Below are 18,516 nucleotides of genomic sequence, written 5' to 3' on the forward strand. Positions count from 1 at the left end.
TAAGCAAGGCGAGATGCCCCGGCGCATATCACCCCCCGACAGTCATCCGGATCAACATGCGTATGGCAATCCTGCGCGCTTGCCCTTATGGTTCGGCCTCAGGTTTCAATTGCACTGGTCAAGGAAGCAAGCATGCCCGTTACAACCTCACTAAGCGCCGGTTTCATGGTGGTTCAAGGTAACCGCCCGGACGAACTGCGCAGTCTGGTTGTGTCCTGGATGCGGCGATATCCCTTGTCGCCACTGGAGAACGAGATCGCTCTGGTGCAAAGCAATGGCATCGCGCAATGGCTCAAGCTGGCACTTGCCGAAGATGCTCAGGATGAGGACACCGGTGGCTGTGGTATCGCAGCAGCCATAGACGTTCAGTTGCCCGGCAGTTTCATGTGGACGCTGTATCGAACCGTTCTTGGCCGTGATGAAATCCCCGAGACCTCGCTGCTCGACAAAGGTCCTCTGACCTGGCGTCTGATGCGCCTACTCCCTGCGCTCATCAACCAGCCGCACTTCGAACCACTGCAGCGTTTTCTGACCGACGACACCGACCTGCGCAAGCGCTATCAACTGTCCGAGCGCCTGTCCGATCTCTTCGACCAGTATCAGGTCTACCGCGCCGACTGGCTGGAAGACTGGGCCGAAGGACGCCATCAATTACGCGACGCCCGAAACCAGGCCAGACCTCTGACTGCCGCCAATTGCTGGCAGGCCGAACTGTGGCGTGCGTTGCTTGACGATGTCGGTGCCGAAGGCATGGCGCAGAGCCGGGCGGGTGTGCATCAGCGCTTTATCGAACGCATCGGCAACATGACCGAAGCCCCTGCGGGCTTGCCGGCACGCGTGATCGTATTCGGTATTTCATCACTGCCCGCGCAAGCACTTGAAGCGTTGGCGGGCCTGGCGAAGTTCAGCCAGGTACTGCTCTGCGTGCATAACCCCTGCCGTCACCACTGGGCTGACATCGTCGCCGACAAAGACCTGCTGCGCCATCAGTACAAGCGTCAGGCGCGCAAGACCGGAATGCCGATGATCCTTGATCCACAAGCGCTGCACCAGCACGCTCACCCGCTGCTTGCCGCCTGGGGCAAACAGGGCCGTGACTACATCAACCTGTTGGACAGCCATGATGATCCGCGCAGCTATCGTTCGTCATTCAAGGACGAGCGCATTGACCTGTTCAGTGAAGTCGAGCCGGCCAACCTGCTGAACCAATTGCAGGACGACATCCTCGAATTGCGTCCCCTGGATGAAACGCGGGAAAAATGGTCAGCAGTCGATCCCCTCGAAGATCGCTCGGTGCGTTTTCACATTGCCCACAGTGCCCAGCGCGAAGTGGAAGTGCTGCACGACCAGCTCCTGGCCAGGTTCAGCAAGGACCCCGGCCTGCGCCCGCGTGACGTGATCGTCATGGTCCCGGATATCGACAGCTACGCGCCGCATATTCGCGCAGTGTTCGGCCAGATCGACCGTGATGATCGGCGCTTCATTCCTTTCACACTGGCTGACCAAGGGCAACGTGGCCGTGAGCCTTTGCTGATCGCGGTCGAGCATTTACTCAAGCTCCCCGACAGTCGTTTTCCGGTCAGCGAAATCCTCGACTTGCTGGACGTTCCGGCATTACGTGCGCGCTTCCGCATTCAGGAGCGCGACCTGCCAACGCTGCATCGCTGGATCGAAGGCGCGGGCATTCGTTGGGGGCTCAATGCTCAACAGCGTGCTGGCCTGGGGTTGCCTGATGCACTGGAGCAGAACAGCTGGCATTTCGGCCTGCGCCGCATGTTGCTGGGCTACGCAGTGGGTGCCGGTATGGCCTACGACGGTATTGAACCCTACGACGAAATCGGCGGGCTGGATGCGGCCTTGATCGGTCCTCTGATAGCCTTGATCGACGCCCTTCAGATTGCCCACTCGCAATTATCTACACCGACCACGCCACAAGCGTGGGGCGCACGTCTGCAAGCGCTGCTGCAACTGTTCTTTCAGGCCGAAAGCGAGCATGACGACTACTTGCTGGCTCAGTTGGAAACACTGCGCGAGAACTGGCTGGAAACCTGTGCGACAGTCGGGCTGATCGACGAACTGCCGCTGACGGTAGTTCGTGAAGCCTGGCTGGCCGGTCTTGACCAGGGTCGATTGTCCCAGCGCTTCCTGGCCGGCTCGGTGAATTTTTGTACGTTGATGCCGATGCGCGCCATCCCATTCAAGGTCGTCTGCCTGCTGGGTATGAACGACGGTGACTACCCTCGCGCTCAACCTCCGCTGGACTTCGACCTGATGGGCAGTGATTACCGTCCTGGCGATCGCTCGCGGCGTGAGGATGATCGCTATCTGCTGCTCGAAGCGCTGCTGTCAGCGAGGGATCAGTTGTACGTCAGTTGGGTGGGCCGGAGCATTCGCGACAACAGCGAGCGTCCTGCGTCGGTGTTGATCGGCCAGTTGCGTGACCACCTCGCCAGCGGCTGGAAACTGACAGGCGAAACCGATGCTGCCAGCCCGCAGGACGAAGGCGAGCGTCTGCTCAAAGCCCTGACTTTGCATCATCCGCTACAACCGTTCAGCGCCAGTTACTTCCATGCAGGCACAGGCTATTTCAGCTTCGCCCGGGAGTGGCGTTTGCTGCACGAGACAGAAGCTTCGTTGCCTGCCACGAGTGAGCTGCCACCCCACGTACAGGAAGAGCCGCTGACCATCGCGCAATTACAGGACTTTCTGAGAAACCCGGTTAAGCACTTTTTCAGTCAGCGACTGAAGATCTATTTCGAAGTGGCCGAAGCACCTCTGGCCGATGAGGAGCCGTTCGTACTCGACGCCCTTGAGCGTTACGGGCTTAGTGAAAGCCTGCTCAGCGCCGCCATGGCTGCACCTGACGACATTGACGCCGCCCTCCACGCGCAAGCGCTGAAACTGCAGGCCAGCGGTTTATTGCCGCTCGCCGGTTTTGGCACTTGCATGCAGGACGAACTGATCGAACCGCTGCCGGATGTGTTGAAGCGTTACCACGACGTGTTGGCGCTCTGGCCCGAGACGCTGAGCAGCGCCTTGCCGATCAGCTTCGTCCATGGCGCAGTCAGCATTGATGGCTGGCTGGGAGGATTGCACCGCAACGCCAATGGCGACCTGTTGCTGGTGACGGCGATACCCAACAGCATCGGCTCGAAAAAGACCCGTAAATGGCACCGGCTGATTCGTCCTTGGGTGAATCATCTGGTGGCCTGCGCCTGTGGGCTGCCATTGAGCACTGCGTTGGTCGCCAGTGATGAAAGCCTGATGCTGGAGCCGCTGGAAAAAGACGCTGCCATGACCACCTTGAGTCACCTGCTGATGGCCTGGCTGCATGGCATGCAGCAACCGCTGCCGGTGGCCGTCAAAACCGCGTTCGCCTGGCTGGGACAGCCCGCCGACAAAGCTGAAGCTGCTGCGCGCAAAGCGTACGAAGGCGATGGCCAGACCACTGACGGCGAGCGCCGCGAAAGCACTGCACTGGCCCGGCAGTTCCCGGATTTCGATGCGCTGACGGACAGCGAAGAGTTCGCAGGCTGGTGCGAGACGCTCTACAAACCGATTTACGACGCGCCCTGGCAATCATTGTCCGGCGGGGAGGGTGGCGCATGAATAACCTGTCACTCCCTCTGGCGTTACGCTTTCCATTACGCGGCAGTCAGTTGATCGAGGCCAGCGCCGGGACTGGCAAGACATTCACCATCTCGGCGCTGTACTTGCGTCTGGTGCTTGGCCATGGCGCCGAACCGTCAGGTTTTGGCCGTGAACTGCTGCCCCCGCAAATCCTGGTGGTGACCTTCACGGATGCAGCAACCAAGGAACTGCGCGATCGGATTCGGACCCGGCTGGCCGAGGCCGCTCGGTTCTTTCGTGACGAGATTTCAGCGCCAGATGGTCTGATTGCCGACTTGCGCGAGCAATTCGAGGCCGAACAGTGGCCAGCCTGCGCCAGCCGACTGGACATTGCCGCGCAGTGGATGGACGAAGCAGCCGTTTCGACGATCCACAGCTGGTGCCAGCGCATGCTGCGTGAGCACGCATTCGACAGTGGCAGTCTGTTCACCCAGACGCTGGAAACCGATCACAGTGATTTGCTCGGCGAAGTGCTGCGCGATTACTGGCGGCGATTCTGTTACCCCATGAGTGGCGACGCGTTGACCTGGGTGCGGGAAAACTGGAGCGGTCCGGCGGCGCTGTTGCCGCGTGTGCGAGGCCTGTTTGGCCGCGAACGCAATACGGACAATCGAGAGCCCGCCGAACTGATCGAAGCATCATTGCAGGAACGTCGAGCTGCATTGGTCGCCCTTAAAGCGCCGTGGGCCGCTTGGGCAGACGAGCTATACGCAATCTGCCAGGACGCCGTCGCGCGCAAGGCGGTCGATGGTCGCAAGATGCAGGAGCGTTACTTCAAACCGTGGTTCGAAAAACTCTCCGCATGGGCCGCCGACGAACATGAAGAAACGCTGGATCTGGGCACCGGTTTCACGCGCCTGACGCCAGAAGGCGTGGCCGAGGCCTGGAAAAGCGATCCGCCTTCGCACCCGGCGTTCGAGGCGATGGCCGGGCTCAAGTCTGCGCTCGATGCGCTACCCAAACCGGATGCTGCGGTGTTGCAGCACGCTGCGCAGTGGGTCAGCGCGCGCTTTGAAGAAGAGAAACGCCGACGCGCCGAGATGGGTTTCGACGACATGCTGCTCAGGCTCGACGCTGCCTTGCGCAGTGCTGGCGGCGAGCGCCTGGCGACCCTGATCCGCGAGCAGTTTCCGGTGGCGCTGATCGATGAATTCCAGGACACCGACCCGGTTCAATACCGCATCTTCGAGAGTATCTATCGTCTCGAAGACAACGACGAGCAAACCGGCCTGTTCCTGATCGGCGACCCCAAGCAGGCGATCTACGCGTTTCGCGGTGCCGACATCTACACCTACCTGCGCGCCCGTCACGCTACCCACGGTCGATGGCACACACTGGACACCAACTTCCGTTCGAGCCACGCCATGGTTGAGTCGGTCAATCATGTCTTCATGCGCGCAGAGCAGCGTCCGGAAGGGCGTGGCGCATTCCTGTTCCGCGAAGGCGGCGACAACCCGGTGCCGTTCTCCAGTGCGCTGGCCCAGGGTCGTAAAGAGACGTTGGAGCTCGATGGCAGCCCACTGACGGCGTTGACGGTCTGGCATCTGGAAAGCGAGCAGCCGGTGTCCGGTGTGGCCTATCGACAGCAACTGGCCGCCAGTTGCGCCAGCGAGATCGTGCGCCTGCTCAACGCGGGTCAGGAAAACCGTGCTGGCTTTGTCGCGCCTGACAAGCCACTGCGCGGGCTGCGTCCAGCCGACATCGCGATTCTGGTCCGCGACGGCAAAGAAGCGCAGGCCGTGCGCAGTCAACTGTCGGCACGGGGCGTGCGCAGCGTGTACCTGTCGGACAAGGATTCGGTATTCGCTGCCCAGGAAGCCCACGACCTGTTGTCATGGCTCAAGGCCTGCGCAGAACCGGACTCCGAGCGCATGCTACGGGCAGCGCTGGCCTGTATCACTCTGGACCTGCCATTGGCCGAGCTTGAGCGTCTGAATCAAGACGAACTGGCGTGGGAGCAGCGCGTTATGCAGTTCCGCCGCTACCGCGACGTATGGCGCATTCAGGGCGTGCTGCCGATGCTGCGTCGTTTGCTGCACGACTTTGCCCTGCCGCAGACACTGATCTCGCGTACCGACGGCGAGCGGGTGCTGACCAACCTGCTGCACTTGTCCGAGTTGCTGCAACAGGCGGCTGCGGAACTGGATGGCGAACAAGCGTTGATTCGTCACCTGAGCGATCACCTGGCGCTGTCCGGTCAGGCGGGAGAAGAGCAGATCCTGCGCCTGGAAAGCGACGAGCAACTGGTCAAAGTGGTGACCATTCACAAATCCAAGGGGCTGCAATATCCGCTGGTGTTCCTGCCGTTCATTTGCTCGTCCAAACCGGTCGATGGCAGTCGTCTGCCGCTGCAGTTTCACGATGCCGAGGGCCGGGCGCAGATCAGTTTGCAGCCCACCGAGGACTTGATTCAGCAGTCGGATAACGAGCGTCTGGCCGAGGACCTGCGTTTGTTATACGTCGCACTGACTCGCTCGGAACACGCCTGCTGGCTGGGCGTCGCCGATCTCAAGCGCGGTAATGCCAACAGCTCGATGCTGCACCGCTCGGCGCTCGGTTATTTGCTGGGCGGCGGCGCGGCGTTGCCAGAGTCGGCGGCCTTGAAAATCTGGCTGCGTGAACTGGCCGAGGGCTGCGCAGCGATTGCCTTGCAGCCCGTCCCTGAGCCCACCGTCGACAGCTTTGTCGCGCCCCGCAACGAGGCTTCACTGGTCAAGCTGCTGGTGCCCAAACGCCGTGCTGCCGAGAACTGGTGGATCGCGTCGTACAGCGCTTTGCGAATCGGCGACACGGTGACCGCCGGTGCCGACGAGTCGCCGGACAGCCCGCAGGCCCAGAAGCTGTTTGACGATGAACGTCTCGACCCTGAAGCACCTCGCGACATCCTTACCAGCGGCGGTGATATCCATCGTTTTCCACGCGGCCCGAACCCCGGCACCTTTCTGCATGGCTTGCTGGAGTGGGCGGGCAACCACGGTTTTGCGCTCACGGCGCATAACATGGCGCTGATAAGAGATGCTGTTGGCAGTCGCTGCAATCGACGCGGTTGGGCTGGCTGGATCGAGACCCTGCGCGACTGGCTGCATCACTTGCTGAACATGCCGTTGCGTCTTTCGCCCGGCACTACACCAGTGGCGCTGGGCGATCTGAGTCAACCAAATCAGTACCGCGTCGAAATGGAGTTCTGGTTCGCCAGCAACAACGTCAACGTGGCGCAAATGGATGCCCTTGTGCGCCGCTTCACCCACGACAATGCGCCGCGTGCCGCGACCGAAACCGTCTCGCTCAACGGCATGTTCAAAGGCTTCATCGACCTGACGTTCGAGCATGAAGGTCGTTACTACGTCGCCGACTACAAGTCCAACTGGCTGGGCGCCGACGACGATGCCTACACCGAGCTGGCGATGGAGGCCTCGATACTCGACAACCGCTACGACCTGCAATATGTCCTGTACCTGCTGGCGTTGCATCGGCAGCTCAAGGCGCGGCTGGCCGATTATGATTACGACCAGCACATGGGCGGCGCGCTTTACCTGTTCCTGCGCGGCAGTCGATCTGTGTCTCAAGGTGCCTATTTCACCCGCCCGCCTCGCGAATTGATCGAAAGCCTGGACTTGCTGTTTCAGGGCAAGCCTTTACCGCATGACCTCTCGGGAGCATTGGCATGATCCGCACGTTTGACGACCTGTCGCCCCCTGCTCTGGGCGATGCCGGCCTTGCGGAGCTGAGTCCGCTGACCCGTGTCGACGACCTGTTAATGCTCCTCGAACGCTGGGTCGAGCGCGGCTGGTTGCGCGCACTGGACCGGGCGTTCGTCGCGTTCCTTGGCGAACTCGATCCGCAGTCCGATCCGCTGGTGTTGGTGGCTGCGGCGTTTACCAGCCATCAGCTTGGCCACGGTCATGTCTGCCTTGACCTCTACGAGACGTTGAAAGAACCGGACTTCGCCTTGTCGCTACCGCCTGAAGGCGATCTGCAAAGCACACCCATGCTGCTGCCATCGCAATTACTGGCGGCACTGGACGGTGCGACCTGGTGCGAGGCCCTGGCCCGCAGCACGCTGGTGGCCGAGGAGGGCGACTCAAGCGCCGAGGCACTGCAAAAACCATTGGTGCTGGCGGAGCGGCGTCTATACCTGCGCCGTTACTGGACCTACGAGCGCCGTATCGCTACGGCACTGCGTCAACGGCTCGCATACGCTGACGCTGCGCCAGAAGACCTGCCGCAGCGCCTGGACGCGTTGTTCGGGGCTGCTGACTCTGCGCCGGGCGCCGTCATCGACTGGCAAAAACTGGCCTGTGCGCTGGCAACTCGTCGAGCATTCAGCATCATCACCGGCGGCCCAGGCACCGGCAAGACCACCACCGTGGTGCGCTTGCTGGCGTTGCTTCAGGCACCTGCCGTGCAGCGTGGCCAGCCGTTACGCATCAGGTTGGCCGCTCCGACCGGCAAAGCCGCGGCACGTCTTACCGAGTCCATCAGTCAGCAAGTGCAGAGCCTGGATGTCAGCGCCGACGTGCGACAGAAAATCCCCAGTGAAGTGACCACCGTGCATCGCCTGCTGGGCAGTCGCCCCGGTACTCGGCACTTCCGTCATCACGTCGGCAACCTGCTGCCACTGGACGTGCTGGTCGTCGACGAGGCATCGATGATCGACCTGGAAATGATGGCCAATCTGCTCGACGCACTGCCGCCCCATGCGCGCATGGTGCTACTGGGTGACAAGGACCAGTTGGCCTCTGTTGAAGCGGGCGCAGTGCTGGGCGATTTGTGTCGCGATGCTGAAGAGGGGTTCTACAGTCCCGAAACTCAGGCCTGGCTTGAAGCTGTCAGTGGTGAAGACCTGAGCAAAGGATCGCTGCAACCGGGTGATGTGCAACAGCATCCATTGGCCCAGCAAGTGGTCATGCTGCGGCATTCGCGCCGCTTCGGCCAAGGCAGTGGCATCGGCCAACTGGCCCGACTGGTCAACCAACAGCAGGACAAACAGGCACGCGTATTGTTGTCGGCAGGCAGTTACGACGACCTGTTCGCCTTGGCGCTCAAGGGCGAGCAGGACCTCAAGTTCGAACGACTGGTGCTGGACGGCCTTGGCAAAGGCGAGCAAGGCCCGCAAGGTTATCGGCATTATCTCAACGTGCTGGCCGCCGAGCGTCCCGCGCAAGATTCGGCACTCGACGACGCGTGCTGGACGCTCTGGGCGCGCTCGGTGCTGAACGCTTTCGATGCATTCCAGTTGCTGTGCGCTGTGCGCAAGGGGCCGTGGGGCGTGCAAGGCCTGAACCAGCGCATCACCCACGCATTGTTCAACGCTGGCCTGATCGAAAACGAACAGCAGTGGTACGAAGGCCGCCCGGTGCTGATGACCCACAACGATTACGGCCTCGGCCTGATGAATGGCGACATCGGCATCGCCCTGCGATTGCCCGAGCGAGACGGCGACGGCAAGCAAGTCCTGCGTGTCGCCTTCCCGCGTAACGACGGCAGCGGCGGAGTGCGCTTCGTCCTGCCCAGCCGCCTCAACGAAGTGGAAACCGTGTACGCCATGACCGTGCACAAATCCCAAGGCTCGGAATTCGCCCACACCGCCCTGATCCTGCCCGAAGCACTCAACCCGGTGCTGACCAAGGAACTGATCTACACCGGCATCACCCGCGCCAAACACTGGTTCAGCCTGATCGAGCCCCGCCAGGGCATCTTCGAAGAAGCCCTGCGCCGTAAGGTCAAACGCCTGAGTGGATTGATGTTGGGTCTTTGAACCTGCCAACGCCCGTGCCCAAGCGGGCTGCAGTCTGTAATCCACACGTCGTGAAGGCCCGAAAAGCTGGCTTCTGCCCGGAGGGCGTAAGAGCGAACTTGTTCGCGATCTGCCGGGAACCGGCAGTAAAGCCGGTGCACGCGGTACATCCGACGCAACCGAGATCACCGACGACTGTAGTGCCAATGCGCGTGGGCACGCGTCCCTTGACGCTCCGTGTCACAGATCTCCAGCCTTGCGCTATATCAGGCGTAACTGAGGTTGGAGTTTTGCCTTTACCCGACCTCGAGCAACGCTTCGCTACAGACTTTACACAACACCTCACACGCCATAATCCACATACCTCGCCATCAGATTAGGGCGGCTAAATGTGTCGATGGCATACACCCGCTGCCACATGGCATCGACCTCGGCTTTGAACGAGTCATTATCCATGTCGATCCAGTAGCGCGGGTTGCGGCCGTTTTGCTGATCGTAGCTGGCGGTGACGGGGTCTAAATGCCGGTACGGTTCGAACAGCGGAATATCCGGAATCGGGCCGCTGACGTCCATGTAGTTTTGCAGAAAGTCCCAGAGCGCGCAGGGGCGTTGCTGGAAGTCGTCAGGACCGAGCAATGCGTGAAAGTTTATGCGCTGATCTGTGTAGCGATGCTGGAGTAGCAGGCCATAGTAAGATCCATGGCGATCACGCGTGGTAACCATGTAGGCATCGAACTCGTAGAACGGGGCGATAAACTCGTCGATTACTCCTTCCTTTCTGTGGCGTTTGTAGTCGAAAATCGTGACCAGGCCGGTTCTGCGGTTTAGCTCCCAGAGTGGGCCTTTTGGTGGACGGAACCAGATTTTGGGGAAGTGGTTTATGACGGTGTAGCCAACGAGCCAAAGAACTAACCAAGGTCCCATAAGAACGGGAAATGTCTCTGTAATATTATTAAAGTACAGAGTGATAAATGAGGCGGTCTGTATATCGGTGCCTAATAAGCTTACGAGTAGGAATATAGGCAGTAAAATAATGAAAGACCATTTCCCTCCCTGTTGTACGAATAACCAAGCTTGCGATCTGAGCGGCAACTGGGCAAAGCGAAATCGCTCTTGATCATAATGTTGATGTAATTCAGCTTCTTCAAAGATTGCTGCTATGTAAGTTCCGTCAGCTTTCTGCTTTATCTTTTCTTTCTGGGCTTTTTGCCAAAATCTCATGCTCTCAGGCGATGGACTCTTCATAACCTCAATAGGCACTGCCTCCTGAGTCGATGACCAAGGCAAGCGCGTTGCGCCAGACATGATAGAGCGGTGCGTCACGGCACGCATTTGTTGTAAAGTGGCGTCGGGCCTGTACGAGCAAGGACCATAATAAGGCTTCTGGGTTGATTCAGTCATTGGGCCCGGTCCCGTGAGTCATTTCATCAGCCCAAAATGGCTGGTTGACTTTATTAAAATCTGGCTTGGCCCACGCGTCGCTAAACTGAGTTCTGTCCTTGATCGGCGGAGCAGGGAAGTATCGTTTTTCTCCACTGCGTACCAGAGTAAACTGGGCTCTTACTGCCCATTCGAAACTATGTGAATCGTTGATGTGTGATAGTGTTGTGTTTATGGGTGTAGAGAAAAATAGCTCAAGCGCTTCAGGATAAAGACGCTGCGCTTTAGGTAATTCTGCCTTTAGGGTATTTTCCCTGTTTGTCTGATAGGGTATCCCTTGATTGCTTGAAACGTTGGTAACACGTTTCAGCCTGCACTCGGCTTTGATGCTGAGGCTCTCCAGTGTTCCAATCAAGCCAGGTAGGCGACTATCTAAACGAATGATCGTGTCAGTACTACGTATTGCATGAGGTATTTCTGCGCGGGTATCAAATTTTGCTTGCGGTTCATAAAACGGGTTTTTACTAACGGTTATACGTATGCCGGCAAGCAGGCTAATAAGCCGATAAAATGCTTCCAGCGGGTCCTGTAGATAATTGTCCGATTGATTGCTTTCGCCAAATGGACCGTTCGCCATCCAGGATTCCATTGGTGTTGAACTGAGTGCAACAACTAACCCTATACCTGCACCGACCAGCAGTAGCGCTATCCAGCTCAGGATATTTAGTTTGAATAGCGTTGTTGCTCCTCCAAACCCTGTGCCCATGGTGCCTGCTAATCCTCCTGAAGATATTAGCAAATAACCGTACATGGCATGATCGGCCCATAGCCAAGCAGACCAAGCGTCATAGATGTTTAATCCGGTCAAAGCCACACCGGATAAAAACTGCAAAATCAATCGAGCCGTAAGCTCTTTAGTTAGTACGTTGCCTAGAAAACTACCAAGCCAACGTTTGGCCTGTTTTTCTGAAACTGTTAATAAAGTTTTTCTTGAAAATGCTACGGCAGATTGCGTGCCGCTCAGTTTTACAGCCAAAGCTTCCATTGCAATCAGCAAGTCCAGTCCTGCGCTTAGCACACCGCCGGATGCTCGAGATTTATTTTTCTCCCTAACCGCCTGCTCCCACGCAGATATCTCCGAGCTCACATTCCAAACCTCCAACATCAACACCGCCAGACAAAACGGCGTCGACGCCAGTACCCTATAAGCCGCCTTGTTCTTCTGCGAGTCCAGCCCTTCTATTGCTTCACTCAGCCCGCTTTTCGCCCGGATATGAGCCAGTTCCGCATCACTTACCGTACCTGCCGTTTCCCGAGCGTTTGTCAGCGTTCGGTTCATGTCACCGACCACCTGCGCAGTCTTGTGCCCGCGAGGGATCACCAGTACCAGGTTGTCGCCCTTGGGCAGGCGGGTGGAGGACGGGGGCGGCGGGGCGATGTCGCCGAAGGGGCTGCCGTCGGCGCGCATGTATTCGCCGTAACGTGTCTTTGGCAATGACTCCCGGCCGGGGAGATCTTCCAGGCCGAATACGTAGTGTTGAGGCGTGACCTGATTGCGGTGGGTCAGAAAGGCAGCGCCGAAATGCTCGGGCATCATGCTGCGCAGCTGTTGCACGCCGCGGCCCTGGCGGTTGATGTTGATCTGGTGTGCGTTGGCACCGAGTCGCTCTTGCATCTGGGCCAGTCGGTCAGTGGCAGACCGGGCTTTGGTATTGGCGCTTTGCACATTGCCTTTGGCTGATGCGAACGCCTGGCTGGCCTTGTCGACTGCATGTGCAGCGCCATCTGCGGCGTTCTGCAGATTTTCGAAGATCCCGACCAGCGCTGCCGTTGTGGCTTTGCCGTTATTGAGCAAGAAGAAGTTCTGCAGGCTGTCGCTTTCCAGCAGGTTGGCCAGCGTGGCGGCGTCCAGCGTGACTTGAGCGACTGGATCGGGCGTTGGGCTGTTCTCGAAGCCCGCGAGTTCGGTGGCCCGGAAGCGGCCGTCGCCCAGATTTTTATCGCCCTTGGCTGGCGTCACATAAGGCGCGCATGCGATTTGCAGGTCGCACTCGGGCCACAGCATTGTATGCAGAGGCGAGGCTTCGTCGCTGGCGATACCGTTCAGAAATTTCTGTCCCGGACTCACAGCCTGATCCCAAAGACCAATACCTGTGACTGCATCCACAATGTCGCCACCGGGTGCCAGCGGATCGAGATTGGACGGCACCAGCGCGACGGTCGCCAGTGTCCGGCTCAACTCGTACATTGCCGCCACATATTCAAAGCCGTCCAGACTCAGGTGGTCGGCGAGCATTTGCACGGTGCTGGCCTGCTTCAGGCTGTCGACCAGCGCGTCTTGAGCGCCGATCATGTGCCGCCAGACCATGGCGCGTTCGATGGTGGCGGTGCATTGATTGATGGCTTGCCTGCCGGGCTCATGCAGCTTCGCCATTGTTGCGTGTAGCGGGTTTTCCTGGCCGCGAATGCTGCGCGGCACGACCAACTGTTGTACCAGCAGCGCGCTGGCGTGATGAGGTTGACGAATGGCCTGTCGGGCGCACAGGCCGAACAGTTGCTGGCAAGTGTCGACGCGTTGTCGCAAATGACGCAGCCGAAAATACCCATCGTCCAGTAGCACGCCGCATACCTGACGCTGTCGCGCGTTGCTCAGCACATCTACTGCATTTTTTTGCGCTTCCCAGAGCGTATTCGTATCGTTGGTTTCACCATCTGTTTCAACCGGTAAGCTGGCCAGCAGGGTATCGGCCATCGCCGTCAGTTCCAGATGCTTGATGCCCTGAACGGTCGTTCCCCTCGCAGCCTGTGCCAGAAAGTATTTGGCTTCTCTGAAAGACTCGACTGGAAACTGCCCCGACAGATCACACAGATAGCGCGCCGGATGATCCAGCAACCGTTCGTAACCAGGCTGTCGAGCGCGCTGCGGGGCCGCCAGGCTGACCGGGAAGGCGCTTTGCTCCAGATTCAGGCGAGTGGCTTTGACCTGAGCGAGGGCGGCTTGGGCCGCATAATCCTGTGCATCAAATTCGGAAAACGCCTTAAGCATCGCTGCGCCATCGGGCTTGCCCTTGTACAGGTCTGTGAAGCGCTCTTTCGAGCAGCTCAGGTCAGGGCTTTTGCAGCGCTGTGCTCTCAGAGCAGTGTCGTCCTCCAGGCGCTCAAGACGCGGCGCGCTGAGCTGTACTTCCGAGAAGCACAGTTGCAGATCCTGCACGCGTCGGTTGTTGCAGATCGCTGGCAGCCAGATATCTTCGAGTGCTGCGCCGGATGTCTTGCGCTCGCCGGGCAGGAAACCGTCTTGCTGGCGATAACGGGCTACGTCTATGTCGTGATAAGTGCTGCCGGTTTCGCTGACCTGAACCTCCAGTTCACGCCACAGCTTCTCTTGATAAAACACGTACACGTAACCCGCACGAGCCAAAACGGGTGTACCCATGTCGTACACGGTCTTCGAACCGGGCAGTGACACGAATGGCAGCACCGGCACTATCTGGTTGAACTGCGCATCAGCCTGACGTGGCGTTACCTGCGGATTGCTGAGCAGGGGCAGGCGAATCGGCTCGCCTTCGATGGTCGCGATCTGCAGGTGCAGGTGCGCGCCATCGATGTGATCCCAGACCTCCAGGACGCTGCTGTACCGCGTGTGGTCCAGCTTTTCCGGTTGTGACGGATAAACCCGATCGCCTTTGGCGCTGACCAACAGAAGCTGTTGCTGGTCCGTATGATCCTTGCCCACAATCTGGGCGATCAGCTTCCCCGTTTCGCAGGAAGGTCCAACGCTCAAACGGCTTGCGGTCATTGTGGAAATTCCTTGTTCTGGCGGCGCAGTGCTTGTTCTTGACGCGGACTCAAAGCCAAGGCCATCCGAGTCAGCGGCGGTGCCCAGCGAGAGGCATGCTGATTATCGATGCTGATCCAGCGCTGATTGCCTTGAGCGAGGTCCGCCCAGGTTCCGCCATGCCAGCAAAGTCGAGAAATGGGCCCCAGCCAGTGGGCACTGGATTGCGGTGTGTCAGCGGTAAAGAAGTAGCTGGCAGTCACCGGGTGTGAATAGCGTAAAACGCCTCGGCGTATCCCCTCGAACCGGACAACTAAAATGTGCCTGAGATGAGCGAGCACTACCTCGGCCGATGAAGCGCTTTCGACGATCAGGCCGGGCCAGCCTTCGGGCGTTTCACGAACGATGTCCAGTAGCGAATTCTGGCCGGACGCATCCAGCAATATGGGGCTTTTCTCCCTGTAAGCGGCCAGTTCGGTCTTGTCAAATAGCAGCGTTGGCGCAGGGTTGGGCAGCGTCTGGTAAAGCTGTTCCAGTAGCGTGTCAGTGCGTTCCAGCAACAGGTAAATACTCATTGCTCGCTTCTCGGCTGCAATGCTTTTCGACAGCCACAATCGGCAAGCGGGCAGTCCGCAGGCGTACCACCCTTCGGTTTTTGGCAGAGTTCGACGATGGGGTCAGGCCCGCTCAGCCGTTGCATCAGCAATTGTCCCGGCCTGGTGTCATCGACCTGTTTCACGAGCCCCGGTATCATGGGTGTTGCCTCTGTTCCAGCAGCCGACTGGCCTCCAGAGTTGAGCTTTATTTGCGGCCCGTTCACGGTCACGCCACTGGCGTCGATCTTGATGAAGGAGCCGCCAGCGATGAGGGTGATTTCCAGGCCCGCCTCGATCACCACGGTGTCGCCAGCCTTGAGGTGAACTTCCTGCCCGGCCTCCGCCAGCAATCCATCGCCCACGTTGATGTGTTGTGTTCCGGCCACCGTCAGATGGTCATTCATTTTGAGCTCAGTCAGCCGGTCGCCATCAACGGTCCGATGCTCCTCTGCCTTGAACTCGCTGTAGCTATTGGCTTCAACCCGGTCATAGCGCTCATGACCGACGTTGATTGTCTGATCGTGCCTGATGTGTTGCTCCCAGTCGCGCTGGGCATGAAGGTAGATCTGTTCCTGGCCGGTCCGGTCCTCTATGCGCAGTTCGTTCGAGCCTTCGCCGCCAGGGCTACTCAAGGTTTTGAACACACTGCGGGTCTGATGCGCGGGCAAATCGTAGGGCGGGACATGCTCGGCGTGGTACAGGCAGCCGCTGATCAGCGGCCGGTCGGGGTCGCCCTCAAGAAAGGTCACCAGCACTTCCATGCCGACTCGCGGGATGACCATGCCGCCGTAACGATGGCCGGCCCAGCTGGACGAAACCCGCAGCCAGCAACTGCTGCGGTCATCGCCCTGGCCTTCGCGATCCCAATGAAACTGCACCTTGACCCTGCCGTGCTTGTCGCAGTGGATTTCCTGATCTTTCGGGCCGGTGACCACGGCGGTCTGGCTGCCGAAAATCCTCGGCTTGGGGTGACGCAGGGAAGGGCGGTACAGCGTCTTCCATGGCGTGGCCAGAAACGTATTGCGATAGCCCTGATGAAAGTCGTCATCGCCCTTGCCAATAGATGATGATTCCTCCAGCACCTGCGGCTGACGGCCTTCGTGGCGCACTTCGGTCAGTAGCCAGAGGTCGTTCCGGTCCTGGTTGGGATGTTCGCTCAACTGTAGAAAATGACCGCTGACCAGTCGGGGCTGATTACTGTGTCCATCGCTCAGCCGGTAATCGTAGCGATGCCGTTCAAGCGCACGTATGGCCAAATGTGCACCCCGATCACGATGGCTGAAGCCGCTGGGGTAATCGTAGTGCTCAAGGTCTGGATGGTCCTCATCCTGTGCCGAGCCCTCCATGGTCAGGAATGGTTTTTCAAAATGGTAATCGCGCCGGGTAGCGCGACTGGAGCGGGTTTCCAGACGCAACTGGAAATGCCTGATCACCGGATCGTCGGCGGCCATGCCGGTGTCTTGCTTGTAGGTCACCGGCCCCAGTTTCGGGAACACCGTCTGGTCATCGCCAAACACCAGCTGATGCGCTGTCGGACTGTGTTCAAAGTGGTAATGCAGACCTTCCTCTTCACACAGTCGCTGGACGAAGTGCAGATCAGACTCGCCATACTGCACGCAGTATTCTCGCTCCGGGTACGTTGCGCCGAGTTCGAAGCGGTAGGCGTTGGCCAGCAGACGGTGATCTTCCAGCACCTGGGCGATGATCTGCGGCACCGTCTTGTGCTGGAAAATGCGTTGATTGGTGCGGTGACCCAGTCGGGCCAGATGCGGTCGCAACGTGATTGCGTAATGCGTCAGGCGCGCGCCGGAATCGCCTTGTGCTATGCGATCAACCAACCCGTGGACGCCGCTGCCATCGGGGCTGAATTGCAAAAAAGCCGGGTGCCCAAGCAGGCTTTCAAGTTCCAGCGATGCACACTCGCTGACCAGTTCCAGCGTAAAGCAGAAGGGCTGGCTGATGGCTTCGTGGCCGGTGAATGCAAGTACCTGAAAGCCATGATCAGTGCCGTCGGGGCTGTCGATGCTCAAACTGAAGCGTGGCGTGTTGGCAGAAGCGAACATCCAAATCTCTCCGCAGTAACGGGCAATCGCGCCCGTTAAACTGGAGGAGTCATTACAAGAACAGTGCCAGCAGTATTTTTTCTATAAATATCAGTTGCTTAAAAATCTAATGGCTAAAAAATGAGCGAAACACAGAATAGATCTGCGCAGGTTGCTGCGCGCTTTCTACGTTACATTGCGCTGCACCCTGATAGGCCTACAACCCGGGCCGTCGGGTCTGAAAGTGGGTGGTAATGCCGGTTTGACTGAGCAACCTCTTGCGCATTACCCGACGAACCTCGCCGCCGCCACTTCCCCCAACAAAAACCCCTTGTTCAACTCCGTCACCTCCCGAATGTAATCCCACAGCAACGTGATCCGCTTCAGCTTCCTCAAGTCCTCCCGACAGTACATCCAGAACTGACGCGTGATGTTCACCTCATCCTCCAGCACTGGCAGCAGCCTCGGGTCCTGAGCTGCCAGAAAACACGGCAGGATCGCCAGTGCGCGACCTTGCAGGGCGGCGGTGTATTGGGCGATGACGCTGGTGCTGCGCAGTTGCGCATGGGCGTTGGGCAGCAGGTTGCTCAGGTACAGCAGCTCGGAGCTGAACGCCAGGTCGTCGACGTAGCTGATGAAGACATGTTCGGTCAGGTCGGCCTTGCGCTGGATCGGCGGATGGTTGTCCAGATACTCCTGAGTCGCGTACAGGCGCAGGCTGTAGTCGCAGAGTTTGCAGCACACGTAGGGGCCATGTTCCGGGCGTTCCAGGGCGATGACGATGTCGGCTTCGCGCTTGGACAGGCTGATGAAGTGCGGCAGTGGCAGGATGTCCACTGAGATGCTCGGGTAACTGTCGAGGAAGTGGCTCAACTGCGGGGTGATAAAGAAGCTGCCGAAACCCTCGGTGCAGCCCATGCGGATATGCCCGGACAACGCCACGCTGGAGCCGGAAACCTGCTCGCAGGCCATGTGCAGCGTGCTTTCTATGGATTCGGCGTAGCCCAGCAAATGCTGACCTTCGGCGGTCATGATAAAGCCGTTGTTGCGCGACTTTTCAAACAGCAATGTGCCGAGCGAGGTTTCCAGCGAGTTGATGCGGCGCGACACGGTGGTGTAGTCGACAGCCAGGCGTTTGGCGGCGCTGCTGACTTTTCGGGTGCGTGCCACTTCGAGGAAAAACTTCAGGTCATCCCAGTTCAACAGACTCAGGGAAGTGATGTTTTTTTGCATGTTGACCCTGCTTTTATCTGCGTTCTTATTAGAAGTTTGCACATCTATACTCCAAAGCGCGCGCCCTGACCAACTCAAAAACAATACTGTCGGGAGACCACGAGCATCCACCGAGAAACG

General features: G+C 58.9%; 8 protein-coding genes. 3 read left to right on the forward strand and 5 right to left on the reverse strand.

Annotation, left to right across the window (positions count from 1 at the left end; translation table 11 throughout):
• Positions 1–132 precede the first annotated feature (132 nt).
• From recC to recD, 3 genes are read left to right on the forward strand one after another with little or no spacing between them, the layout of a single operon-like run.
• Positions 133–3,609 (forward strand): exodeoxyribonuclease V subunit gamma, encoded by a 3,477-nt coding sequence (gene recC, locus N018_RS03800; RefSeq protein WP_024647457.1) that lies wholly within the window; start codon positions 133–135, stop codon positions 3,607–3,609.
• Positions 3,606–7,298, forward strand: coding sequence for an exodeoxyribonuclease V subunit beta (gene recB, locus N018_RS03805; protein ID WP_025388875.1), 3,693 nt, complete (start codon positions 3,606–3,608; stop codon positions 7,296–7,298). The genes recC and recB overlap by 4 nt, the downstream gene beginning before the upstream one ends.
• Positions 7,295–9,388: an exodeoxyribonuclease V subunit alpha gene (gene recD / locus N018_RS03810; RefSeq protein WP_025388876.1), complete on the forward strand. Its 2,094-nt coding sequence runs from the start codon at positions 7,295–7,297 to the stop codon at positions 9,386–9,388. Before recB ends, recD begins: the two co-directional genes overlap by 4 nt.
• 321 nt (positions 9,389–9,709) lie before the next feature.
• Here the strand turns inward: recD and N018_RS27720 are convergent, their stop codons facing one another.
• The 5 genes from N018_RS27720 to N018_RS03835 all read right to left on the reverse strand — a co-directional run bounded on the left by N018_RS27720 (position 9,710) and on the right by N018_RS03835 (position 18,396).
• Entirely contained in the window at positions 9,710–10,612 is a 903-nt protein-coding gene (locus tag N018_RS27720) for a hypothetical protein (protein ID WP_024647460.1), read from the reverse strand.
• Between the two features lie 148 nt (positions 10,613–10,760).
• Positions 10,761–14,546, reverse strand: a complete 3,786-nt coding sequence (locus N018_RS03820) for a toxin VasX (RefSeq protein WP_025388877.1) — start codon at positions 14,544–14,546, stop codon at positions 10,761–10,763.
• Positions 14,543–15,100 carry a DUF4123 domain-containing protein gene (locus tag N018_RS03825; RefSeq protein ID WP_025388878.1) on the reverse strand — a complete coding sequence of 186 codons (558 nt, stop codon included), beginning with the start codon at positions 15,098–15,100 and terminating at the stop codon, positions 14,543–14,545. Before N018_RS03825 ends, N018_RS03820 begins: the two co-directional genes overlap by 4 nt.
• The gene (gene tssI, locus N018_RS03830) at positions 15,097–17,184 is read right to left on the reverse strand and encodes a type VI secretion system Vgr family protein (protein WP_025388879.1); all 2,088 of its coding nucleotides are present in this window, start codon (positions 17,182–17,184) and stop codon (positions 15,097–15,099) included. The genes N018_RS03825 and tssI overlap by 4 nt, the downstream gene beginning before the upstream one ends.
• Positions 17,185–17,448: 264 nt before the next feature.
• Positions 17,449–18,396 (reverse strand): LysR family transcriptional regulator, encoded by a 948-nt coding sequence (locus N018_RS03835; protein ID WP_025388880.1) that lies wholly within the window; start codon positions 18,394–18,396, stop codon positions 17,449–17,451.
• Positions 18,397–18,516: the final 120 nt, after the last annotated feature.

This window comes from Pseudomonas syringae CC1557 (assembly GCF_000452705.1).
Taxonomy (GTDB): Bacteria; Pseudomonadota; Gammaproteobacteria; order Pseudomonadales; family Pseudomonadaceae; genus Aquipseudomonas; species Aquipseudomonas syringae_F.